The organism is Rhodococcus sp. WY5 (genome assembly GCF_018588185.1).
Classification (GTDB): domain Bacteria; phylum Actinomycetota; class Actinomycetes; order Mycobacteriales; family Mycobacteriaceae; genus Rhodococcus_F; species Rhodococcus_F qingshengii.
In genome coordinates this window covers 5025250-5048332 of the sequence record NZ_JAAMPR010000001.1, presented here as the reverse complement: position 1 = coordinate 5048332, position 23083 = coordinate 5025250, and the positions used below count along the sequence as shown (strand labels likewise).

Annotated in this window: 19 protein-coding genes and 1 tRNA gene; 8 read left to right on the top strand and 12 right to left on the bottom strand. The window is 62.5% G+C overall.

Features of this window, described 5'->3' with window-relative positions:
• Window positions 1-324: 324 nt before the first annotated feature.
• A complete protein-coding gene (locus G4D79_RS23295; RefSeq protein WP_003942321.1) occupies window positions 325-648 on the top strand; it encodes a WhiB family transcriptional regulator in 324 nt (107 codons plus the stop codon).
• A gap of 47 nt (window positions 649-695) precedes the next feature.
• On the opposite strand, the gene G4D79_RS23290 is transcribed toward G4D79_RS23295, so the two are convergent.
• The 3 genes from G4D79_RS23290 to G4D79_RS23280 form a co-directional block, all read right to left on the bottom strand.
• Entirely contained in the window at window positions 696-2039 is a 1344-nt protein-coding gene (locus G4D79_RS23290; RefSeq protein WP_007731259.1) for an AarF/ABC1/UbiB kinase family protein, read from the bottom strand.
• Window positions 2040-2043: 4 nt separating this feature from the next.
• Window positions 2044-2958: a hypothetical protein gene (locus G4D79_RS23285; protein ID WP_214514432.1), complete on the bottom strand. Its 915-nt coding sequence runs from the start codon at window positions 2956-2958 to the stop codon at window positions 2044-2046.
• Between the two features lie 98 nt (window positions 2959-3056).
• The gene (locus G4D79_RS23280; protein WP_003942352.1) at window positions 3057-4457 is read right to left on the bottom strand and encodes a zinc-dependent metalloprotease; all 1401 of its coding nucleotides are present in this window, start codon (window positions 4455-4457) and stop codon (window positions 3057-3059) included.
• Window positions 4458-4580: 123 nt separating this feature from the next.
• Here G4D79_RS23280 and G4D79_RS23275 point away from each other — a divergent pair, with 123 nt between their 5' ends.
• Window positions 4581-5603 carry a PDZ domain-containing protein gene (locus tag G4D79_RS23275; RefSeq protein ID WP_058226487.1) on the top strand — a complete coding sequence of 341 codons (1023 nt, stop codon included), beginning with the start codon at window positions 4581-4583 and terminating at the stop codon, window positions 5601-5603.
• A 26-nt stretch (window positions 5604-5629) separates the two neighbouring features.
• Here the strand turns inward: G4D79_RS23275 and G4D79_RS23270 are convergent, their stop codons facing one another.
• Window positions 5630-6232: a PPA1309 family protein gene (locus tag G4D79_RS23270; RefSeq protein ID WP_019747831.1), complete on the bottom strand. Its 603-nt coding sequence runs from the start codon at window positions 6230-6232 to the stop codon at window positions 5630-5632.
• Between the two features lie 174 nt (window positions 6233-6406).
• Here G4D79_RS23270 and G4D79_RS23265 point away from each other — a divergent pair, with 174 nt between their 5' ends.
• The gene (locus G4D79_RS23265) at window positions 6407-9322 is read left to right on the top strand and encodes a UPF0182 family protein (protein ID WP_207623849.1); all 2916 of its coding nucleotides are present in this window, start codon (window positions 6407-6409) and stop codon (window positions 9320-9322) included.
• A gap of 89 nt (window positions 9323-9411) precedes the next feature.
• Here the strand turns inward: G4D79_RS23265 and G4D79_RS23260 are convergent, their stop codons facing one another.
• Window positions 9412-9966 carry a transglycosylase family protein gene (locus G4D79_RS23260; RefSeq protein WP_003942299.1) on the bottom strand — a complete coding sequence of 185 codons (555 nt, stop codon included), beginning with the start codon at window positions 9964-9966 and terminating at the stop codon, window positions 9412-9414.
• Window positions 9967-10416: 450 nt separating this feature from the next.
• On the opposite strand from G4D79_RS23260, the gene G4D79_RS23255 reads away from it, so the two are divergent.
• A tRNA-Met gene (locus tag G4D79_RS23255) sits at window positions 10417-10490 on the top strand.
• Between the two features lie 73 nt (window positions 10491-10563).
• On the top strand, window positions 10564-11340 hold the full coding sequence (locus G4D79_RS23250; protein WP_214514431.1) for a triacylglycerol lipase: 777 nt from the start codon (window positions 10564-10566) through the stop codon (window positions 11338-11340).
• A gap of 4 nt (window positions 11341-11344) precedes the next feature.
• Here the strand turns inward: G4D79_RS23250 and G4D79_RS23245 are convergent, their stop codons facing one another.
• Genes G4D79_RS23245 through G4D79_RS23230 form a run of 4 tightly spaced genes read right to left on the bottom strand, consistent with a single transcriptional unit; the run spans window position 11345 to window position 14788 of the window.
• The gene (locus G4D79_RS23245) at window positions 11345-11989 is read right to left on the bottom strand and encodes a GntR family transcriptional regulator (protein ID WP_007731273.1); all 645 of its coding nucleotides are present in this window, start codon (window positions 11987-11989) and stop codon (window positions 11345-11347) included.
• Window positions 11990-12036: 47 nt separating this feature from the next.
• Window positions 12037-13107 carry an isopenicillin N synthase family oxygenase gene (locus G4D79_RS23240; RefSeq protein ID WP_166502054.1) on the bottom strand — a complete coding sequence of 357 codons (1071 nt, stop codon included), beginning with the start codon at window positions 13105-13107 and terminating at the stop codon, window positions 12037-12039.
• Window positions 13104-14009 carry an ABC transporter permease gene (locus G4D79_RS23235; protein ID WP_007731277.1) on the bottom strand — a complete coding sequence of 302 codons (906 nt, stop codon included), beginning with the start codon at window positions 14007-14009 and terminating at the stop codon, window positions 13104-13106. The genes G4D79_RS23240 and G4D79_RS23235 overlap by 4 nt, the downstream gene beginning before the upstream one ends.
• Complete coding sequence (locus G4D79_RS23230) at window positions 14006-14788, bottom strand: ABC transporter ATP-binding protein (protein ID WP_003942349.1); 783 nt, start codon at window positions 14786-14788, stop codon at window positions 14006-14008. Before G4D79_RS23230 ends, G4D79_RS23235 begins: the two co-directional genes overlap by 4 nt.
• 251 nt (window positions 14789-15039) lie before the next feature.
• On the opposite strand from G4D79_RS23230, the gene G4D79_RS23225 reads away from it, so the two are divergent.
• Genes G4D79_RS23225 through G4D79_RS23215 form a run of 3 tightly spaced genes read left to right on the top strand, consistent with a single transcriptional unit; the run spans window position 15040 to window position 18592 of the window.
• The gene (locus tag G4D79_RS23225) at window positions 15040-16230 is read left to right on the top strand and encodes a hypothetical protein (protein ID WP_007731279.1); all 1191 of its coding nucleotides are present in this window, start codon (window positions 15040-15042) and stop codon (window positions 16228-16230) included.
• A 15-nt stretch (window positions 16231-16245) separates the two neighbouring features.
• A complete protein-coding gene (locus G4D79_RS23220) occupies window positions 16246-17223 on the top strand; it encodes an isopenicillin N synthase family oxygenase (protein WP_003942293.1) in 978 nt (325 codons plus the stop codon).
• 40 nt (window positions 17224-17263) lie between these two features.
• A complete protein-coding gene (locus G4D79_RS23215; protein ID WP_073512803.1) occupies window positions 17264-18592 on the top strand; it encodes an amidohydrolase family protein in 1329 nt (442 codons plus the stop codon).
• A gap of 6 nt (window positions 18593-18598) precedes the next feature.
• Here the strand turns inward: G4D79_RS23215 and G4D79_RS23210 are convergent, their stop codons facing one another.
• The 3 genes from G4D79_RS23210 to G4D79_RS23200 all read right to left on the bottom strand — a co-directional run bounded on the left by G4D79_RS23210 (window position 18599) and on the right by G4D79_RS23200 (window position 23071).
• Window positions 18599-20233, bottom strand: coding sequence for an acyl-CoA synthetase (locus tag G4D79_RS23210; protein ID WP_042450089.1), 1635 nt, complete (start codon window positions 20231-20233; stop codon window positions 18599-18601).
• Window positions 20234-20389: 156 nt separating this feature from the next.
• Window positions 20390-21595: an acyl-CoA dehydrogenase family protein gene (locus tag G4D79_RS23205; RefSeq protein ID WP_003942363.1), complete on the bottom strand. Its 1206-nt coding sequence runs from the start codon at window positions 21593-21595 to the stop codon at window positions 20390-20392.
• 27 nt (window positions 21596-21622) lie between these two features.
• Entirely contained in the window at window positions 21623-23071 is a 1449-nt protein-coding gene (locus G4D79_RS23200) for an acyl-CoA dehydrogenase family protein (protein WP_003942317.1), read from the bottom strand.
• Between the last annotated feature and the right edge of the window lie 12 nt (window positions 23072-23083).

Below are 23083 nucleotides of genomic sequence, written 5' to 3'. Positions count from 1 at the left end.
CGCAAAGTTCGCTGTTGCCGCCCCCATGCTGCCGCGTGCAGCGGGATGGGCGCAGCATGCGCTCCGCCTGCGCCCTCAAGCAGCAGCCAAGAAAGCAGCTGTCGAGTCCGTGTTCTTAAGCCATCGAGGTATTTCTCGGTAGGACACATCCGTTCACTTACGGCCACGGACCCGCAGCCCCTGCGGACCGTGGCCTTTGTGTTGGATAGCCCTCTTCATCTGGTTTCCGACTCGGCTCAGGTTCGCACCCATCGAACCCATATCGTGCGACACAGTTTCGCATCCGAGCACTAGGAGACCGAGTTGTCTGCCCAGACAATCCGCGTGGAATCCGAAAACTCCACCACTGCAGTAACTTCCACCGACGTCACTTCGGCTGCAGTCACGTTCATCGAGGTCGCGTCCACCCGCCGCGACCTGCCGTGCCGGGCATCCAACCCCGATCTCTGGTTCGCCGAAGCTCCGGCCGAACTCGAGCAGGCGAAGGCACTGTGCGCGCAGTGCCCCATCCGTTCCCGTTGTCTCAGTGCGGCTCTCGACCGCGCCGAGCCGTGGGGGGTGTGGGGCGGCGAGATCCTCGATCAGGGGGCCGTCATAGCGCGCAAGAGACCGAGAGGGCGCCCACGCAAGCAACTTGTGTGCGCGTGAGAGCCCTATTCGGCGGAGCCGGTGTCTTAGTCGGCGGAGCCGGTGTCTTATTCGGCGGAGCCGGTGTCATCCAGAACCGGCTCCGCGAACCCTGGCAACCAACGAGTCAGGATTTCCATGTACGGGGCATATGCGTCCAACTGGGCGCATATGCCGACCGAACCGAGAAGAACACGGAAGATCATCAAATACTCGGCCGGAAGGTTGAGTGCACGGGCCGTTCGGAACTGCGCACTGTTGAAGTCAGTGGCGGTTCCGGCGGCCTTTTGCAGCCATGCCCGAGTGAAGTGAAATGACTCGGTCTGGATCGGGTCGGTGAAGGGTCGCAGGTAATCCGCGATCTCCTTGTCGGTCACCGTGCGTCCGGGGATCACGAAACCGTTGGCGCGCAACAACTCCGTCAACTCGTCGAATTGTTCCTCGACAGCCAAGCGCACCATCGTGCCGAGAACCCGTGGCAGTCCGTTCGGGAACGGCGCAGCAGCACCGAAGTCGATGACGCCGAGTCGGCCGTCCTCGAGAAGCATGAAATTGCCGGGGTGCGGGTCACAGTGGAGCAATCCGACACGGGCCGGAGACGCGAAGTGGAATTCGGCGAGTAGTGCACCGGCCGCGTTGCGCTGCTCCGGCGTTCCACTCTCGATGATTCTGGTCAACGGGGTTGCCGTCATCCATTCGGTCACGACCACTTTCGGCGCGCTCGCCACGACGTGCGGGATCACGAATTGGGGATCTCCGTCGAACTCTTTGGCAAAAGCTCGCTGATTGTTCGCCTCGATCCGATAGTCGAGTTCTTCCTCCGTGCGCGCGGTGAACTCCTCGATCACGGGCCGCACGTCGACACCGGGCATGACCGAACCGAAGAGACCGGCAAATCTGCCCAGGGTCTTGAGATCGGCGCGTAGAGCTTCGTCGGCGCCGGGGTACTGAACTTTCACGGCTACGTCGCGGCCGTCCGCCCAGACGGCTCGATGAACCTGCCCGATGCTTGCCGACGCGGTCGGTTCATCGTCGAACGACTGGAATCGGTCGCGCCACTTGGTTCCGAGTTGCTGGTCGAGCATCTTGTGGACTTGCTTGGTCGGCAGCGGTGGGGCAGCGGCCTGAAGCTTGTTCAGCGACTCGCGGTACGGTTCGGCGAATTCCTCCGGAATAGCCGCCTCCATGACGCTGAGCGCTTGGCCCAGCTTCATCGCGCCACCCTTGAGTTCGCCCAGCACCGCGAACAATTGCTCGGCGGCCTTCGCGCTCAACTGTGCGTCGATCTCGCCTTTGTCACCGCCGGCGAGCTTGCGTCCGAAGCCCATGGCGGCGCGACCGGCCATCCCCAGGGGGATGCTCGCGAGTTTGGCAGTACGGGCAGAACTCTTGCGTGGGATCTCGGACACCACACCATCATGTCTGACTGGGGCGTCCTTTGCCCGAAACAGGTGCCAGGTATTGGCAACTGCAGGATATTTGCCGAGGCCAGCGCCTGGTTGTGATCCGATACGGACGCAGCGCGATCTCGAGCGTCGACGACAGGCTCGCCGCATGCGTCGCCGCTGTCTCCGATAATGCGGAGTCGATCTCGGCCAGGGCCAGCGCGACACTTGCATGGATCATCGCCGATTCCGCGTGGCCGGCGCTGCCGAGTAGCTGCGCGGACAGATGAAGCCAATGAGGGTCGAGTTCGGATCGGAGGATGTCTGCGCACCGCAGGCAACTCGACTGACCAGGCAGGACAAGAGGACCGACCACACCGTTGCCGTCGCGGATGCGGACGGAAAGGTGGGGGAGTCCACAGCGAACGAGATCGCTGACCAGACGAGGATCAGTTACGACGTCGTCGCTCAGGACCACCAGTTGTTCGTTCCACGTGCGCACGACGTCGGTGTTGCGATACCCGCGCGAGCGACGCGTGCTGACCCCGCCGGTGACCAGTGCGCGCTCGATGGCGTCAGAGAGCGGACCGACACCGTGAATCCGGACCGTCGCGGTGCTTCTGCGGGCAGTGTGGACGAAACCGGAATCGGCGAGTTGCTCGAGCAACTCCTCCGTCACCGACGTGGGAATCCCGCGCCTCGACGCTTCCCAGAGGATGTTTGCGCGGGATCTCGAGCCGTCCATTTTGCGCAGGATCGACTTCACCGCGCGATCGTCGACCCCGACAGGCAGAGTCAGCAGGACGGCACGTCCGGGGGTCCATCCCAGCTGCAGTCGACCGTCCGGGCGCGACAGAACAGCGATCCGCGGGTCCCATCGAGGTCCCGCGGATCGCTGTGAAGTGCTGTCTTGTCTGGTGTCGTCGTGTGTGTGACCGGTCATCATTCGATGCTGGCACGACGGGCCCTCGGCGAGTCCCCGTCAGCGGCAGTTATCCACAGGCGGTCATCGCGGCTGATCTGCGAAAATCGGTCGAGAAGGGATTACTTCTCTTCGTCGTCCTCGCGGGTCTTGTCCATCGCTTCCTCGGCCGCACGCTCTTTTGCCACGACGGCTTCGAGCTGGGCTATCGGGTCGTCGAAATTACCGGCTTCGCCGGCGCCGAGGACACGGGCGACAAATCCGTCCGGTGCGTCGAGATCGCTCGAATCGGGCATCAGGTCGGGATGCGACCAGACGCCGTCGCGAACGTCCATACCGGCTTCCGCAGTGAGCTTCTGCCACAAACCGGCCGCTTCACGGACCTTGCGAGGACGAAGTTCGAGTCCGACCAGCGTCGCAAAGGTCTGTTCGGCGGGGCCGCCGGTAGCGCGGCGACGCCGCAACGTCTCACTCATCGCGGCAACACCAGGCAGTCGCTCGCCGAGTGCGGCGGTGACGACCGTCTCCACCCAACCCTCGACCAGCGCAAGCAGAGTCTCGAGACGTTCGAGAGCGGCTTTCTGCTCCGGTGTGTTCTGCGGCTCGAACGTGCCCTGCTGCATCAGCGCTTCGAGCTTGCTCGGATCGGTGAGAGCGGATGGATCGAGGTCCTTGGCGAATTCTTCCATCGCCGAGAAGTCCATGGTGATTCCGCGGGCGTATTCCTCCACTGTCGCGAGAACACGCTGGCGCAGCCACGGAACGTGACTGTAAAGGCGCTGATGAGCGGCTTCCCGCGCGGCGAGGAAGACCAGAACTTCCTGATGCGGCTGTTCGAGACCCTCACTGAAAGCCTGAACCGCAGCCGGGAGAAGGGCCGCGGTGCCTTCGGGGCCGAGGGGCAGGCCGATGTCAGTGGAGGAGAGCACCTCGGTGGACAGTTGGCCGAGTGCCTGGCCCAATTGCGAGCCGAACGCGAGTCCGCCCATCTGGCCGAGCATGCCCAGCATCGGGCCAGCCATCTGCTGTGCTTCGGCCGGAAGACCCTGGACCCACATGCCCGCTACCTTCTCGGCCACCGGATCACAGAGTCGCTTCCACGTGTCGATCGTGTTGTCGAGCCAGTCGTTCGGAGTCCACGCAAGAGTGCGGCTCGCTCCGGCAGGGAGCGTCGTCGCGGCGTCCAGCCACATCTCGGCCAGGTGCGCGGCGTCGGCGATCGCCTTGACGTTGCCCTCGGTGATCGGTGTGACCGATCCGATCTGTTGGCGTGCCAGCTTCTTGGCGATGTCGTAGTTGACCGGGCCGGACGTACCGCCCTGGCCCATCGACGAGCCCATTCCGCTCAGCATCTGCCCGAACTGGGTGAGCATCTGGCCGAGCTGAGCCGGATCGAATCCCTCACCGCCCGCGCCGAACCCGAACGGCATGTCACCACCCCCGAACGGATTGCCACCCGCCGCGTTCTTGTCGCGATCGGGATCGTCGTCGGAGTTGGAGAAGCCGAACGGCATATTGCTCATACCTCAACGGTACAAGGCTCGAGCGGTCGGAGTCGCCCTCCGAGTCACGCTGACGGCGAACACGCACGGCGCTCAGGCGGTGCGATCGGTGCTCCGGAGCCTTCGCGCTTTACTCTGGATCAGGTGAATCGACGGATAGTGACGCTTTTGGCCGCACTCGCACCCATCGTCGTGTTGGGAGTCGTCGGAACAATGGTCACTGTTCCTTATGTCGCACTCGGTCCTGGCCCCACCTTCAACACGCTCGGCGACGTCGACGGTAAGCCCGTCGTGGACATCCAGGGGACCGAGGTCGATCCCACCGACGGCAACCTCAACATGACAACGGTGTCGGTTCGCGACGGCCTCAACATCTTCGAAGCGTTCGGACTGTGGGCGAGTGGCAGCAACGGACTCGTCCCTCGCTCGGAGATCTATCCACCCGAGAAGTCGAAGGAAGAGATTCAGCAGGCCAACACCGCCGACTTCCAGCAGTCCGAGGACAGTGCCGAGTTGGCGGCACTGCACTTTCTCGGCAAGCCGGTGTCACTGACTGTTTCGAAGGTGACCCCGGACGGTCCCGCTGCGGGTGCCCTGCAAGAAGGCGACGTCCTGGTCAAGATCGGCGACACTCCGGTAACCACCATCACCGGCGTTCAGGACACGGTAGGTGCGATCGCGCCCGGCACCGCGATCGACGTCACCGTCCTACGTGAGGGTGTGGAGACCGTGGTGCCGGTCACCGTCGGGGCGCGGCCCAACAAGCCCGAATCGGGTTACCTCGGCGTCACACCCAACGAGGTCCCGGACGTTCCCTTCACCGTGCAGTTCAATCTCGCCGACATCGGCGGTCCTTCTGCCGGACTGATGTTCACACTGGCCTTGGTCGACAAGCTGACTCCGGGGGAGCTCAACGGTGGAAAGTTCGTGGCCGGAACGGGCACCATCGACTCCGACGGCGAGGTCGGTCCGATCGGCGGCATCAGGTACAAGTTGATCGCCGCGTCCGAAGCCGGTGCTGAGACCTTCCTCGTGCCGGCCCAGAACTGTGACGAGGCGAAACAGAATGCGCCGGACGGGCTTCGACTCGTCAAGGTCGACAACCTGCCCGGCGCAGTGGACTCACTCGAGAGCCTCAACACGGGTGGCGACGCACCCCGCTGCTGAAAGCTGCCTGGCCGCCGACGACTCTGTCAGTCTTCTTCGACCTCGTCGAGCGTCGCGTACAGGGCGTGCACGAGGTGAGGTGCAAGACCGTCGTAGGTGAGCAGTTCCAAGTCACCGTACGGATCCGCATCCTCGTCGGGACGCATCTGTAGGAGCGACAGCGAGGGACCGTCACGGAGCACGCCGACGAACAGTCGAGCCTCGCGTCGATCGGGATGCGCGTTGGCCGTCAGCCGCGCGACCTCGTCCGCCGCGTGCTGATCGGTCAACACCGGCGCCGTGGCGTGGTCGAGATCCGATTCCGCCTCGGGCGGCAGGACGACGATCTCCTGCACCAGGATGCAACCCTGCACGGACTCGGGCCAATGCGTCGTCGCCAGGAACTCGTCGAGTGCCCGTGAACCGCCGATGATGTCCTCGGGAAGCGATTCCTGTTCGATCGGTGTGTATTCGGCGCCCTCGGCGAGTTGGTCGAGCAGTCCGGGTTCGGCCGCGGCGAGCATTTCGGTGGGTACCAACGCGTACAGCTTCGGCGGCTGATCCCAGCCTTCGGCGTCGATGTGGTCGACAACTTCATGAACGCACCGGGCGAGGGCACTCGGTGATCTGCTCATATTCTCTTCACTCACACGTTCATCCTCCCACCTTCTGTCCGGCTCCCCGCTCTCCGTGTTGTCAACCCGTGACCGTTGTTACGTAGAGTGGTCGGAAACGGCCAAGTCCACTCGGGCGTGGCCGCAGTGATCGATGCAATCGGTTGCGACGCCACGGCGTCGCCAAATCTTGGAGCGTGGCACGTGGGCATGCGGCCCCCCGCAGGTTTACCCTCTCTGTCCAGACGCAGTCGAATCTTGTTGGTGGTGGCTGTCGTAGTGGCGGCCTTGCTGCTCGTGGGGCCGCGACTGATCGGCATGTACACGGACTGGTTGTGGTTCGGCGAAGTCGGCTTCCGCGGTGTCTTCACCAAGGTTCTGCTGACGCGATTCGTGCTCTTCCTGGTCGTCGGAATTGTCGTCGGCGCCATCGTGTGGCTCGCGATGCTTCTCGCGTACCGCGCACGCCCGGTGTTCGTCCCGGTCTCCGGACCCAATGATCCGATCGCGCGCTACCGCACCACCGTCATGTCGCGTCTTCGTCTTTTCGGCGTGATCATTCCGGTAGCGATCGGCATCCTGTCCGGTCTCATCGCACAGGCCAACTGGGTCACTATCCAGTTGTTCCTCAACGGCCAGGCTTTCGGGATCACCGATCCTCAGTTCAACTTGGACGTCGGCTTCTACACGTTCGATCTGCCGTTCTACCGTTTCGTTCTGAATTGGTTGTTCGTCTCGATTCTGCTTGCCTTCGTGGCAAACCTGGTCACCCACTACGTTTTCGGTGGGATCAAGTTGGCCGGGCGCAATGGGACGTTCACCACGGCCGCTCGTATTCAGCTGGCTGTCATCGCCGGCACCTTCGTGCTTCTCAAGGCGGTGGCGTACTGGTTTGATCGGTACTCGTTGATGTCGAGTAGTCGTAAGGAACCGACGTTCACCGGCCCGGGCTTCACCGACATCAATGCGGTCCTGCCGGCGAAGCTCATTCTGTTGTCCATTGCGGTCATCTGCGCCTTGGCGTTCTTCGCCTCGATCTTCACGCGGGATCTTCGGATACCGGCCATGGCAGTCGCTCTACTGGTTCTTTCGTCGGTCCTCGTCGGTGCCGTCTACCCGATGATCGTCGAGCAGTTCTCCGTCAAGCCCAATGCGGCGCAGAAGGAGAGCACGTACATCGAACGAAACATCGAAGCGACCCGTCAGGCGTACGGGATCACGGAAGAAAACGTCGACTACGTCGACTATCCGGGAATTGGCACCAAGCAGCCCCAGGACGTTCCGGCAGACCGGACCACGATCGCGAACACACGCCTGTTGGATCCGACCATTCTGTCGCCGACGTTCACCGCTCAGCGTCAGCTCAAGAACTTCTACGGGTTCCCGCAGACGCTCAACGTCGATCGTTACGAACAAGACGGCCAGTTGCGCGACTTCGTTGTCGCCGCGCGTGAGCTGTCGCCGAACAACCTTTCCGGCAACCAGACGGACTGGATCAACAAGCACACGGTCTACACGCACGGCAACGGTTTCGTCGCCGCCCAGGCCAACGAAGTCACGGCCGTGCAGGGCGACAGTCAGAACAACACCGGTGGCTACCCGATCTACTCGGTGAGCGACCTGACGACCACGCCCGAGAACGAGAATCTCAAGGTGGACAATCCTCGTTCGTACTACGGCGAGGTGATCAGTCAGTCGGACGCCGATTACTCGATCGTCGGTTCTGTCGACGGCGAGGGACCTCGTGAGTACGACACCGACACCTCGAAGTACACCTACACAGGTTCGGGTGGCGTTTCGATCGGCAACTGGTTCAACCGTCTTGCATTCGCGGCGAAGTACACCGAGCGCAACATCCTGTTCTCGAGTGCAATCGGCTCGAACTCCAAGATCATCTTCAAGCGTGATCCGAAGGAAAGAGTCGAGGAGGTCGCGCCTTGGCTGACGACCGACGGCGCTGCTTACCCCGCAGTGGTCGACGGCAAGATGCAGTGGATCATCGACGGCTACACCACGGCCCAGGATTACCCGTACGCGCAGCGCAGTTCGCTCGACGGGTTGGTCGAGGACAGTATCGACCAGACGACCGGGCGCCTCATTCCGCGCCAGGAGTTCTCGTACATCCGTAACTCAGTGAAGGCCACGGTCGATGCCTACGACGGCACTGTCACGCTGTACCAGGTCGACGAGCAGGATCCGGTTCTGAAGGCGTGGATGGGGGTCTTCCCGAACACGGTGAAGCCGAAGAGCGAAATCTCGGACGACTTGCAGGCACACTTCCGCTACCCGGAAGACATGTTCAAGGTTCAGCGAGAGATGCTGGCGAAGTACCACGTCGACGATCCGAGTGAGTTCTTCACCAACAACGCGTTCTGGTCGGTTCCGAGCGATCCGACGATCGACACGTCGGCCAACCAGCCGCCGTACTACGTGCTGGTGGGCGACAAGGACACCGCGAAGGCGGATTTCCGTCTGACCAGTCCGATGGTCGGGTTCAGTCGTGAGTTGCTGTCGGCCTACATCTCGGTGGCGAACGACAAGGAGAACTACGGCAAGTTCACGGTGCTGCAGTTGCCGACCGATACGCAGACTCAGGGTCCACAGCAGGCTCAGTCTGCGATGACGTCGGATTCGCGTGTTGCTTCGGAAGTGTCACTGCTCAAGCAGTCGAACAAGATTCAGTACGGAAACTTGCTGACTCTGCCGATTGCCGAGGGCGGAATCCTCTATGTCGAGCCTTTGTACTCGCAGCGAAACTCGCAGAACGCGTTCCCTCAGTTGGCACGTGTATTGGTGAGCTTCAGCGACACCAACGGCATTCGGATCGGTTATGCACCGACCGTCTCCGAGGCGATCAGCCAGATTTGGCCGGGCGCAGGTTCGGCAGCGACGGTCACCCAGCCGGCACCCGATCCGGATACCGGAGCGCAACCGGAAACGCCGACAACTCCGACGGCACCGGCCCCGCCGGCTTCTTCGGATGACGTCACGAAGGCGCTGGCCGAGGTCAATTCGGCAATGGCGGCATTGAAGTCGGCGCAACAGAGCGGTGACTTCACCAGCTACGGTGCTGCGCTCGACCGCCTGCAGAAGGCTGTTGACGCGTACCAGGCGCTGCCGAGGTAAGCGGCGTCAGTTCATGAATAGCAGAAGGCCCACCATCGGATCGGATGGTGGGCCTTCTTGTGTGCTCAGGTGAAGCTGTACGAGCTGAATCAGCGCAGTGCTGCAACGATCGGTGCGTTGGCATCGGAGAGCTGCTGGAACTGTGCGGCGAAGCCGTACTGGCCGGCGAGGTCACGAGCGGTGTCGTAAGCCTGCTGTGCGGCGGGCTTGAGCTCGGCCGGGATCTCGATGGCGGGAGCAACTGCGGGTGCCTCGGCGACGGGAGCCGGCGCTGCGGCGGGAGCTTCTTCGACTGCAGGCTCGCTCGCGACGGTCAGACGCTGGCCGCAGACGGGCCATGCGCCGGGGCCCTGGCTCTGCAGGGTGTTCTCGGCGACGCGGATCTGCTCTTCCTTGGAAGCGTTGGCGGGCGAGCCGGTGCCACCGTTGGCGGTCCAGGTGCTCTGCGAGAACTGCAGGCCGCCGTAGTAGCCGTTTCCGGTGTTGATGTTCCAGTCGCCACCGCTCTCGCACTGTGCGACGCCGTCCCAGTTGTGGGTGGCTGCGGAAGCGGTGCCGGTGCTCATGGTGAGGGGCACTGCGACAAGTGCGCCGGCTACTGCCAATGTGCCGAATGCACGCTTGCTGATGCTGGTGTACGTCATGTCGGGGTAAATCCTCTCCGCGCTTGCTGACATCGGCGGGCCTGCGGGTCGGCGATGATGCTGACTTTCCCGGGCGCTTGTCTCTCCGTGTCTCTGCCCCTCGAAGGTTTCGGGGGTTCCGATCCCGCGGGGCAGAGTGGAGCAGCGGCGGGTCGGCGTTCGCCCGGTTGATTCGGGCCGGGACCGACCGTACGGGAGCGTCGAACGAGGGTCGATTCGCAATTTTCCGGACTGTCTGGTCTGCTCTCGACCCAAAATTTTAGCGTTTGTGCTGGTAGAGCCTTTCCGATGCCGTTTCGACGTACGTTCGTTACATGCTTGTTATGTGTTGATGCTCACGGGCATTTTGTGAACCCAGTCACCCGATTCTTCGACTTTCAGGCGTGTATTTCGCTCCAGCGCAGGCGATTTGCGTTCCGTTCACCTGCTCGTGTAACTTTGTCCATGCATCGCGGGGTGGAGCAGCTCGGTAGCTCGCTGGGCTCATAACCCAGAGGTCGCAGGTTCAAATCCTGTCCCCGCTACTAGAAAAGGACCGCCGCACTGGAATCCAGTGCGGCGGTCCTTTTTTGTGCGCAGCCGTCGTAGGGTGGCGACGTGCGACTCTCGAAGATTCTTTTGGCGATGGCGGTGACTACTTCGCTGGTGACCACCGCTCTGGCGTTCTCCGCAGGAAGCGCTGCCGCCGGTGGGCGGATCACCGATGCGAAGCGCGTGGTCTTCATCGTTCCGGGGCAGCAGCTCTACAACTCGGGAGAAATGCACCAGGCGACCTACCGCGCCCTCGACGAGGCACTGAGCGCTGCGGGCTACGAGACACACTTCGTCGACGCACCCGGCAAGATGATTGCGGCCGACGCCGAGCTGATTGCCGATTCGATTCGCTCCTACGCTGCCGGCGCTGACTCCGTCGGGGTGATCGCGCACAGTGCGGGTGGACTGAGCTCCCGGTACTACGCGAAGTTCCTCGGTGGCTCCGAAGTAGTGGATTCATTCGCCGCCATCGGTGCGCCGCAGTACGGTAGCCCCGGTGGCTGCGTACAAGGCCCTGCCGACGGTTACGACACCTGCATGTTCTCCGAAGTTCTCACCAAGCTCAATGCCGGTGAGGACACTCCTGGATCTGCCTACTATTCGGTGGTGCAGAGTTCGGGCGAGTGGGCGGACGGTCGGTTGGACGGGGGCCAGTGCCGGGTGTACGTCGATGGCGTTCCCGGGGCCGGAACCGGAGGAGACCATCTCACCGAGCTCGAGCATCCAGAGGTCATCTCGGGAGCGATCAGCGCTTTGGGGCGCGACTGTGTCGGTACGTTCGTGGACGAGAACGACGGCGACATCACCTGGCCTGACACGCTGTTTCCGTCATTTCGGTAAAGCTTCAGGTCCGGGTTGTTCGGACGAGTAGCCCGGCTACGTGTGCGCTCGCGGCAGTTCTCGCCCCCAAGGCGTCACCCGATTCGATGGCCGCGACTATACGTGCGTGCTCAGTGACGGCGATCCGCCGATTGAGCTCGAGGCTCCACATGTCCGAACGGTAGAGATGTGACTGTCCATCCAGACGATGCAGGGCTTCGCTGAGCGGGTGATTGCATGCAGTCTCACGAATCAAGGTGTGGAACTCGAGGTCGAGCTTCGAATCCCGACGCTGATCCGGCGGGCTCTCGAGAAGTTCGCGTTGCACCTGCACCATCTTGTTCAGCTGTGACACGGTTTCGTGCGTGGCATTGGCCGTCGCGTTGAACGCCGCGAGACCGTCGAGTACCTCACGCACCTCGAAGACCGCGCGCAGAGACTCCGCGTCCAGCGAATCGACTTTTGCACCCGCATTCCGTGTGTGGACGGCGATGCCCTCGTAGATCAACTGCTGCACGGCCTCGCGGACCGGCGTTCGACTGACATTGAGCTTGCTCGCCAGCGCGGGAACACTCAGTGGTGTCCCCGGCGCCAGCTCGCCCGAAAAGATCAGTTCGCGAAGCGTCTCGTGCACGGACTCGGTGAGCAAAGCTCGTTCGGTGGTGGTCATCTTGTCCTCACTTCGATCCTGCACGATGTCGACGGTACCCGGGAGCGCTATCCAGCGGCGCGCACCCGGTCAGCGCTGCGACTGTCGACCTCGGGCGCCGTCGCGCCTTTCAGTCCGGCCACTTTGGCCGCGATGTTCTCAGCGATCGTGATCGGCGGGTATCCCACTTCGCCCGGTGTGAGAGTCCCTGGCAGTGCTTCGATGACGGCGTCGTAGTTCCCGTCGAAAAAGAATGCGGCAGAGCGACGTCGGATGATCTGACCATCGACGATAGGTGGGTCGACTCGGTGCACTGTCGAGCGCCATCGGTCGTTCGTCCAGCGTGCCATCGCGTCGCCGAGGTTGATCAAGAGTGCGCCGTCGGCAGGTTGGACGTCGTGCCATACGCCGTCGGCACTCAGAACTTGAAGACCCGGAACTTGATCTGCCCACAGGATGGTCAAGATTCCGAAGTCGGTGTGAGCGCCCATTCCCGTCATGTCGCCGGAGATGCGGATCTCGCCCTCGGGCAGTGCGTAGTTGTTCATCTTCATCGCGTCGATCGAATGGTCGAGCATCGAATCGAAGTACCCGGGCTGCAATCCGAGAGCGTCGGTAAAGGCGCACATCAGGATTCGTGCCAAGCCCTGGGCATGACGGAAATACTCTTCGATTGCCGGTCGGAATCCGGGCGCGGCCACGGGCCAGGTGTTGGCGGCGTAGCTGGACTCGGGTAGGTCGACGCCCGGATAGTCGCTCACCTCTGTGCCCACGACTATTGCTTCGTAGAAATCGTTCATCTGGTTCGCAGCGGCGACGCCCAGGCTCATGCTGAGTGATTCCGATTTCGGTGGTGAGTAGCCGCGGTTCTCGGACGAGGGACGGCGATAGTTGTTCTTCACCGTCAGTGGGAGAGCAAAGAACTCGTCGAGAGCGTCGGCCAGTCCTTCGGTCGCCGATCGTGGAATGCTGTGTCCGACAATCTGTATGAATCCGACCTCCCGGCACGCGCGATCGAGTTGAGCTGCCACTTCCGCACAGGCAGTGCTGTTGGTGGCGTTTGCAACCGCTGCCTCGCCGCGGAGGTACGGGCTGATATCGATCGTAGGGATTTCGAAGACAGGAGTTTCGTGGGTCATTTAAAGTCCTTGCGACCGGACGTGTGCCACTTACCGACGAGCACACGTGAGAGGAATCCAAAGGCAGAGAAGACGAGGACACCGAACACCGACGCGATCACGATCGCGGCGATCAGATCCTCGGACTGAAGGCGGCTTCGGTAGACGTCGAGCAGCGTTCCGATCCCGGGTTGTCCTTTGGCGAAGAACATGTCGCCGATGATGGCACCGACGACAACAAGGCCGGAGGCGGTGCGGATGCCGGTGAGAATAGCCGGCATTGCCGCTCGCAGTTCGAGTTTCACCAATCGATCCCAACGGGACGCGCGGCCGAGGGTGAACAGTTCGTGCAGTCCGCGATCGACCGATTGCAATCCGAAGTGTGTGTTGGTGATGATCGGGAAGGCTGCGATGAGAACACACACCAGGGTACGCGCGGTCATACCGTAGCCGAACCAGAGCCCGATGAGGGGGACGATGGCGAGGATGGGAATGACCTGCAGCACAACGGCATAGGGATAGACGATCCGCTCGATCCACTTGGCCTGGCTCATCAGCACGCCGGTTCCGACGCCGACTGCCACCGCGACCACGAAGCCGACCAGTGCTACCTGTGCCGTCACTGCGAGGGCTTCGAGCATGGGCGAGAGGTGCTTCCAGTCGAGTAGCGACTTTGTCAGTACTTGACTCGGCGGCGGAAGGAGAAATCGACGTTCCGGGGAGAGAACGAGGTAGCTGACGATCGACCACGCTGCGACCGCGCCGGCAAGTGAGAGCAGCGGATAGAGCAGGAAGGTGCCGAGCGCTCTCATTCGAGAGGGCCGTCCGGGCTGTGACTGTGCTCGCGCAGCGGTCGCAGAATCAGTGCGAACGGCGGAATTGCGTGCGGTGGTGCCCTGTTGCACTGCAAGGACTTCGGTCATCGTGAGCTCCCATGGAGACTGGCCGAGATCTCGGCGACGTGTTCGGTGTATCGGGCGTCGTAGCGCAGTTCCGGGCTACGCGGGTACGGGAAATCGATGTCCACGACCGAATGGATTCGTCCGGGCCGGGCGGTCATGACGACCACCTTGTTTGCGAGGTACACGGCCTCGGATACCGAGTGCGTGATGAACATCGAGGTGAACCCCTTGTCGGTGTAGAGCCTTTGCAGCTCTACCTGCATCTCCAGTCGTGTCATCTCGTCGAGAGCACCGAAAGGTTCGTCGAGCAGCATCACAGCAGGTGCGAGGGTGAGCGCACGTGCCAACGAGACGCGCATCTTCATTCCGCCCGACAACGCGTTGGGCAGTTGTTTCGCAAAGTCCGCCAGGCCCACTGCGCGAATTGCCTCGTCGGCGCGCAACTTTCGGGCTGCTTTGTCGCCGCCACCGAGTTCGGCGGACAATTCGACGTTGGCCTGCACGGTTCGCCAGGGGAGGAGAGTCGGCTCCTGGAAGATGAAGCCAACTGATTCGGTGTCGAGGGCAACCGCGCCGCTGGTCGGTCGCTCGAGGCCGGCCGCCATGCGCAACAAAGTCGACTTGCCGCAGCCGGAGGGTCCGACCACGGCGACGAAGTCTCCTCGCTCCACGTTCAGATCGATGCCGTCCAGCGCGACAGTGCCGGTATCGAACTTCTTGACGACATCGGAAAAGACCATCTGCATCGGTGCGGTGAGCTTGCGAGCGTCGGCATCCTGCATCGTGTTCGCGAGTTCCATCTGAGCCTCCGGTTCGATAATGCATGCAAAAGTTGTTCAATATGTATGAACCATCTTGAATTGCATGTATGTCGCCTAGGTTGCTGAATGTAAATGTGACGTGACATTGCAGGTGAAGCGAGAATCCTGGCGCACGTTACCTGATGGAAACAACGAGTCGATTGCATGTAATCCACGTGCTGCAGAGTGTGCTCATCGGATCACCCTTCCTGGTTCGCCCACATCCCAATTGTTTTCACGAAGGAGACGCTGTGTATTCAAATCGCAAGGTGCATTCCAATCGCAGAAGTGTGGGAGCGGCGGGCGCGGCACTGGCCATGTGTGCAGCCATCGGATTGACTGCGTGCAGCTCCAGTGAGGCTGAGACGGCCAAGGCTGAATCTCTCGAACCAGCTGCCGAGGCTCAGAACCTAGCGGGTCTCTGTCCGGAAAACGTTGTGGTTCAACTCCAATGGCAGCCACAGTCGGATATGGGGGCGCTCTTCGAGATGCTTGGTCCCGGCTATTCGGTCGACACCGACGACAAGTCCGTCAGTGGGACTCTTGTCGCCGGAGGGAAGGACACCGGAGTCGACTTGACCTTGCGGGCCGGGGGACCGGCAATCGGGTTCCAATCCGTCAGCTCCCAGATGTACGTCGACGATTCGATCACTCTCGGCTTGGTGCACGGCGATCAGGTGATCGCGGCAGCGGCAAGTCAGCCCGTTGTGGCCGTCACGCCATTGCTCAAGTACAGCCCGGCAATCCTCATGTGGGACAAAGAGTCTCATCCGGAATGGGCGAGTGTTGCCGATATCGGCAAGTCCGACGCGAGTGTCGTCGTTTCCAAGGAGCAACTGTTTCCGCAGTGGCTCGTGGCTAAAGGCCTACTGAAGCAGTCTCAGCTCGACACGAGCTACGACGGAGCTCCCTCGCGATTTGTCGGTGACCCGACCATCGCTCAGCAAGGATTCGCGAATTCGGAACCGTACACGTACGAGAAGGAGACGCCGGCGTGGGACAAGCCGGTTTCCTATGACCTGCTGAAAGATTCGGGTTTCGACATCTACGCGTCCAATGTTTCCGTTCGTGCCGACAAGGTCGAGACACTCTCCCCGTGTTTGAGCAAGCTGGTTCCGATCATTCAGCAGGCCACCGCGGACTACATCACTGCGCCGGATACGGCGAATGCTGCCATTGTCGACGTCGTCTCGCAGGACGTGTCGTTCTCTCCCTACACCGAGGGTGAAGCAGCGTTCAGTGCCCAACTCTTGAAAGAGAAGGGCCTGATCGCGAACGAGGCAGACGGATCCGTCGGCACGTTCGACATGACGCGAGTCGCTCACACCGTCGAAGAACTGAAGCCCATCCTGAACGCCGGGGGTGCGGCGATACCGCAGTCATTGACTGCAGAAGAGATCTACACCGACAAGTTCACCGATCGGTCCATCGGAATCCGCTGAAGGAGCTGACAGCAAATGACTTACGACATGACAGAACTCAACCGCGAGACCCGCATGGGTGGCCTGGGCACGGAGACCACCGACCGCGAGGTCCGAAGAATCGATCTCTCGGATTTCGAGAACCGGCGCAGCGAGATCGCCGAGGAGTTGTGGTCGGCAGCGACCGACATCGGATTCTTCCAAATCGTCAATCACGGGATCGATCTGGACCAGGTCCGCGAGGCCTTCGCGGCGGCCGAGCGATTCTTTGCACTGCCCACCGAGGTCAAAGCGCAGTATCCGCTCAAGAAGGGTTTCAACTCCGGCTGGGAGAGCATGACGCAGGTGCGTCCGTCCATCGGAACACCTGATCAGAAAGAGTCCTACCAGGTGACCCGCCCGCATATGGGTGATCTGTGGCCCACTGCAGACGAATTGGGCGGATTCCGCGAAACGATCCTGGACTTCGAAGCCAAGTGCTGGGGCATTGCGATGGACCTGTTGTCGTGCTTCGCCGAGAAGCTGGGATTCGAACGAGACTTCTTCACCAGGGCACATGACCCGTCGGTGGACACCTACCAGAGCACACTGCGACTACTCCACTACTTCCCCCTTGCCGCCGACGCAGATGTCGAAGGGATGTGGCGTGCCGGAGCACACACCGATTTCGATTGCCTGACATTGCTTTTCCAGCGTGACGGTCAGGGCGGCTTGCAACTGTGCCCGGGCAAGGAGATGGACACCCAGGAATGGACGTCGGTGGTGCCGGCTGAGGAAGCGATCACCTGCAACATCGGCGACATGCTGATGAGATGGAGTGATGACGTCCTGCCGTCGAATTTTCATCGAGTCAAGAGTCCCGGAGTCACCGACTATCGGGGAGCCCGCTACAGCCTCGCGTTCTTCGCTCAGGCGAACCGCGACGTGACCATCGAGGGGCCGGCGGGCAAGTACCCGCCGATCACTGCCGAGGACTACATCGACCAGCGAGTACGCGCGAACTTCGCGCGTTGATCCGTATCCGTTCCGTCACACACTTTCAGGAGAACTGGCGATGACTACCGCGCCCAAGAACATGACCGACGCGATCATCCGGGACGTGACGTTGTACAGCGGCGGGCAATGGCTGACCGGCCACGACGTCGTCGTCTCGAAAGGGGTGGTCGAATCGATCGAGAAGTCGACCGGCACCGCCACACCTGGAAGTGTGGACGGATCGGGGGCGTATCTGATCCCTGGCTTCGTCAACACCCATACGCACCTTCAGCAGTCACTGATGCGTGGGATCGCCGAAGGGACACCGCTTCTCGAATGGCTGCTCGCGGTCGCAGAAGAGTCGGTTCAGATCACGCCGGAGCGCGCATACACGGCCACTGTCGCAGCCTCGCTGGAGGCATTGCGCAGCGGTACGACCACCCTGGTCGAACACATGTGGCCGCATCCGTCCAGCGAGGTTCACGACGCTGTGATCCGGGCGTTGCACGACACCGGGATTCGTGCCGTACTGGGACGCGGAACCGCAGACCGGGCGGACAAGACGAGGAAGTGGGGCTTCGATCCGCGGCTCTTGCAACCACTCGGAGACGTTCTCGCACATACGGATCAGATGATGCGCGACGTCGCAGGTTCCCGCGTCGACGTGGCAGTCGCGGTACCGAACCCACGTTCGCTGACCCCGGATGGGATGTCGGAAGTGCGTGAGTTCGCGCAGGCTCGCGACCTGACGGTCTCGATTCACCTGCTCGAGACGCAGACCGACAACACGATGTGTACCGAACACGCGGGCATGAACGCGGTCGACTACCTGGATTCCCATGGGTTCTTGTGGGACCGGGTGCTGGCGGTCCACTGCGTCGAACTCGACGACCGTGGTCAGAAGGTGCTGGCGGAGCGCGGCGTCGGAGTGTCGTACAACCCCGTCAGCAACATGCGCCTCGGTAGCGGAATCGCGCCCGTCCCGAGTTTCCTCGACGCGGGGATCGCGGTGGGGTTGGGTGTGGACGGCGCAGCCAGCAACGATACTCAGGACATGCTCGAGACGCTGCGCACCGGCGCCTACGTGCAGCGAGCCGCGCGCGGCCGCGCCGACCTGCTCGGCTTCGAAGCCATGATCGACATCGCATCCGGCGGTGCAAACGCAGCACTCGGTCTGCCGGCCAGGTCCGGCGGGATCTCCGTGGGTGATCCCGCCGACCTGACCATGATTCGGTTCGAACGCGACTTCGGTTGCCTCCCGGTGCGAGATCCGGGCGCGTCCATTCTCACGACGGGCAGTCGTCAGATAGTGGACACGGTGTTGGTTGCGGGCGAGGTCGTGCTCCGCGACGGGCACTCCACTCGCGTCGACGAGGCGGAATTGATCCGCACGCTCAGCGCTTTGTGACTGTGCTCAGTCTTCGCTGATCTCCATCTCGATCAGGACGCGGCGCAACAGCTTTCCGGTGGCGTTGCGGGGAAGTTCGTCGATGAAGACGATCTCGCGGGGAACCTTGTAGCGCGCGAGATTCGACCGGACGTGATCCTTCAGCTCGTCGGAGTTCTGGTCGGCGCCGTGGGCCACGACGACAAACGCTCGCAGACGGTGCCCGAAGTCGGCGTCCTCGACTCCGATGACTGCCGCTTCCAAGACGTCCTCGCGATCGGCGAGCAGGTTCTCGACTTCGAGCGGGTAGACGTTCTCGCCACCGGAGACGATCATGTCGTCGTCGCGGCCGTCGACGAAGAGGAGGCCGTTGGCGTCGAAGTGTCCGACGTCGCCGGTCGAGAGAAGTCCGTCGATACGTTCCTTGTCGCGCCCGTCGGTGTATCCCTCGAAGCTCAGCCCGCTGGCGACGAAGATCCTGCCGATCGTGTGTGGGGTGGTGATCTTCTTGTTGTTCTCGTCGAACAGTTCGACGTGACAGGTCACCGGAGCGCGGCCCGCGGTTCCCGGCGCAATGGTCAGATCCTCGGGAGTCGCGACCGTGGCCACTGCGACCTCGGTGGATCCGTACAGGTTGTAGAGGACGTACCCGAACGAGGCCGTGACTCGCTTGCACAGGTCGGGTGAGAGTGACGAACCTGCCGAGAAGATGATCTTCAGGTTCGACGTGTCGTACTTGGACAGCACGTCGGGACCGAGGTCGATGATGCGAGTGAGCATCGTCGGGACCACGACCAGACTGTCGCACTTGTACTGGGCGACAAGCTTGATCGTGTTCTCCGGATCGAACTTTCGATGCATGACGACGGTCTGGCCGAGCGCCAACGCGAGAGCGAACTGCGAGACACCGGTTCCGTGGAAGGCGGGGGCCGCCATCATCATGGTCTGTCCGCGGCGCAACGGCACGCGGTCGAGGAACTGCGCCGACGCGAGAGGGGAGGTGTGGCCACGCGGCGCACCCTTGGGAGTTCCCGTTGTGCCGCTGGTGAGGAGGACGAAGCCACCGTTCTTCTCGGGTGCCGGCACCGACGACGTGGTGCGTCCGGCGATGGCCTCGTCGAGAGTGGCTGCCGTGGAACCGTCAGCGGCCGTGCCCTCTGGCCAGGAACGATAGACGACGACGTCGTCCGGCAAGGCATCGGCGATGTCCGCGAACTCGTCGTCGTAGACGAAGGCGACCACCTTCTCCCGCGCGGCGACGTCCACGAGTTGGGGCCGAGCGAAGCCCGTGTTCATGAGAACGAGCTTCGTTCCGTTCTTTGCTGCCGCCAGCATGGTCAGGACCAAGCCTCGATGGTTACGGCACATCGCACCCATGACGGAGTCGGAGGTGATGCCGTCGGCCTGCCACGCCCGGACCAACGCGTTGCTCTGACGCTCGAGCTCGGCATAGGTGATGGGTCCGCGCTCGTCGATGACCGCCACCGCATCGTAGCCGTTCTCGGCGTGTGCATGGACCGGCCCGGCAAAGGGTCCGTACTTGTCCACGGCTGCAATGGATTTGAGCCCGCGATCGAGGCGAGGGAACGGGACGAGTCCGGCTCGGAACATGACCCCCGCCGCGCCGATGGTGTCAGTGACCTTGGTGACCAATCCGGGCATACGTGAACCTCTTCCGAGCGTCGTTGTAGGACTGATTACACACTAATGCGCAATCAGGTTTCGGTGGTGAAGTTTCACGATGGCGACCGAGCACTCCGCCCCGCCACCTCGAAAGGTGGCGGGGCGGAGTGTTTCGGGATCTGGTCCGTGCGACCGTCACTTCAGTTCGGCGGACGACTTTCCGAGCAGGCGGCGTGCGACGATCAGCTGCTGGATCTGCTGGGTGCCCTCGAAGATGTCGAGAATCTTCGAGTCGCGGCCCCACTTCTCGAGCAACGGGCGCTGCGAGTAGCCGTAAGTGCCGGCCAACTCGACTGCCTTGAGCGTCACGTCGGTGCCGGTGCGGCCGGCCTTCGCCTTGGACATGGACGCTTCGAGCGAGTTCGGCTTCTTGTTGTCGGCCATCCACGCCGCGCGCAGAGACAGCAGGTACGCGGCCTCCCAGTCGGCTTCCAAACGGATGAACTCGGCTGCAGCTGCATGCTGGTTGTAGACCGGTGTGTCGTAGGAGATCTCGACACCGGCTTCGGTCAGGATGCCGCGCAGTTCTTCGAGAGCTGCGCGTCCGACGCCGACGGCCATGGCTGCAACGAGGGGCCGGGTGTTGTCGAACGTCTGCATGACGCCGGCAAAGCCCTGCTCCACGTTGACCTCCGGGCTGCCGAGGATGTTGTCCGCGGGAATGCGGCAATCCTGGAGCAGGAGTACTGCGGTGTCGGAGGCCTTGATGCCCAGCTTGTGCTCGAGGCGAGCAACGCTCAGGCCCGGTGCGTCACGCGGAACGACGAACGACTTGATGGCCGCTCGGCCCTTCGACTTGTCGACCGACGCCCACACGACGATGTGCGTCGAACGCTCACCGGCGGTGACGAAGATCTTCTCGCCGTTGAGAACCCACTCGTCGCCGTCGAGAACGGCGGTGGTGGTCACTGCGGCGGAGTCGGAACCGAAACTCGGTTCGGTGATGGCCATCGAGGCCCACACTTTGCCGAAACGTTCGAGCTGTTCGTCGGTTGACACTGCGGCGATCGCGGCGTTGCCGAGCCCCTGGTAGGGGATCGAGAGCATGAGTCCGACGTCGCCCCAAGACGTTTCGAGCGAGTTGAGGAGCGCAGACATGTTGCCGCCGTTGGCGTTGCCACCCTTGGCGCTCGCGTCGGACCGTCCGCCGCTGGCACCGCCGATGTCTCCACCGGAATCGGAGAGGCCTTCGACCATGGCGGCCATGGTGTCGAGCTCGACCGGGTACTCGTGCTCAGCGAGATCGTACTTACGTGAAATGGGTCGGAAGATCTGCGCCGCGACCTGATGTGCCTGGTTCGCTGATGCTTTGAGCTTCTTGGGAAGTTCGAGGTTGATCATCGTGGTTCTCCTGGAAGTTCAGCGGCGTCAGATGAGGACGATGCCCTCGGCAACGCCGATGGCACGGAGGTCGCGGTACCAGCGCTCGACCGGGTGTTCCTTGGTGAACCCGTGTCCACCGAGGAGTTGCACACCGTCGAGGCCGATCTGCATGCCCTTCTCGGAAGCCAGCTTCCGGGCCAGAGCGGATTCGCGAGCGAAGGACAAGCCCTGCTCGGCGCGTGAAGCGCCCCGAAGCGTGACCAGGCGCAGTCCGTCGAGTTCGATGCCGATGTTGGCGACCATGAAGGCAACCGCCTGGCGGTGGCTGATCGGCTCGCCGAACGCTTCGCGCTCGTTGACGTACGGAATCACGTAGTCGAGAACTGCCTGGCTGGTTCCGACGGCCATGGACGCCCAACCGAGGCGAGCCAGGCGAATCGCGTCGGCGTATTCGGCCTTGCGCTGCTCGGCGTCACCGTCGCCGAGCAGTGCGGACTCCGACACAGCGACATCGGTGAGGATCAGGCGACCCAGGCCGGCGGCGCGCAGTCCCATGCTGGGATCTGCTTCGACGACGAGTCCCTTGGTGTCGGATTCGACGATGAAGAAGGACGGCTTGCCGTCGAGTTCTGCGGCGATGACGAAGAGCTCGGACGTAGCCGCGGCGGGCACCAAGCTCTTGACGCCGTTGAGCTTGTAGCCGCTGGGGGAGCGAACTGCCTTGGTCTGCAGGGCGAACGGATCGAACAGTGCGCGTGGTTCGTTGACCACCACTGCTGCGCCGGGGACCTGCTCGCCGGTGAAGGCCGGAAGGTAGGTCTTCTGCTGCGCGTCGGTGCCCCACTGCGTCAGTGCGACTGCAACGCCGCTGGGTGCGAGGATCGGAAGTGCAAGCCCCATGTCTCCGTGCGCAAGTGCCTCGGCGACAAGAGAATTGGTGACTGCGCCGCGATCGGCAGCTGCTCCGTCGAGTTCTTCGGGAACATTGATCAGCGTGATGCCGAGTTCGGCTGCGCGCTTGGAGAGATCGGCGGGTGCCTGCGCTGCGCCGTCGGCGTCGTGCGCTGCGGGACGCAGGATCTCGGCCGCGAACTCGCGCACGGTCTCGACGATCATCTTCTGGTCGTCGTCGGGGGTCAGATCGAAGTAGTCGGCGTTCTTGCTCGGGTTGTCGGGCAGGCGCTTGGGTGCGCCGTTGCCCGAGACCTTCTGGAATCCTCGAGTGGCGGCACCCAGGGTTTTGAAGCCCGTCTTGGTGCCCTCGTAGGTCACGCGATCGATGGTCTGACGCAGATTGAACTTCTCGGCCAGTTCCGAACCGGTGATCTTGGTAAGCACACGCATGGCTGCGCCCATGGCGTCGCGTTTGATCGGGTTCAGGCCGACGGCGGACGTGTCGCGGGGCGCACCCTTGGCGCCGCCGCGCTGCGCGCCCGATTCGCTGCGCTGAGCGCTCTTGTCGGGGGCAACACTGTCTTGCTTGGTCATGATCACCAGCTGTTTCTC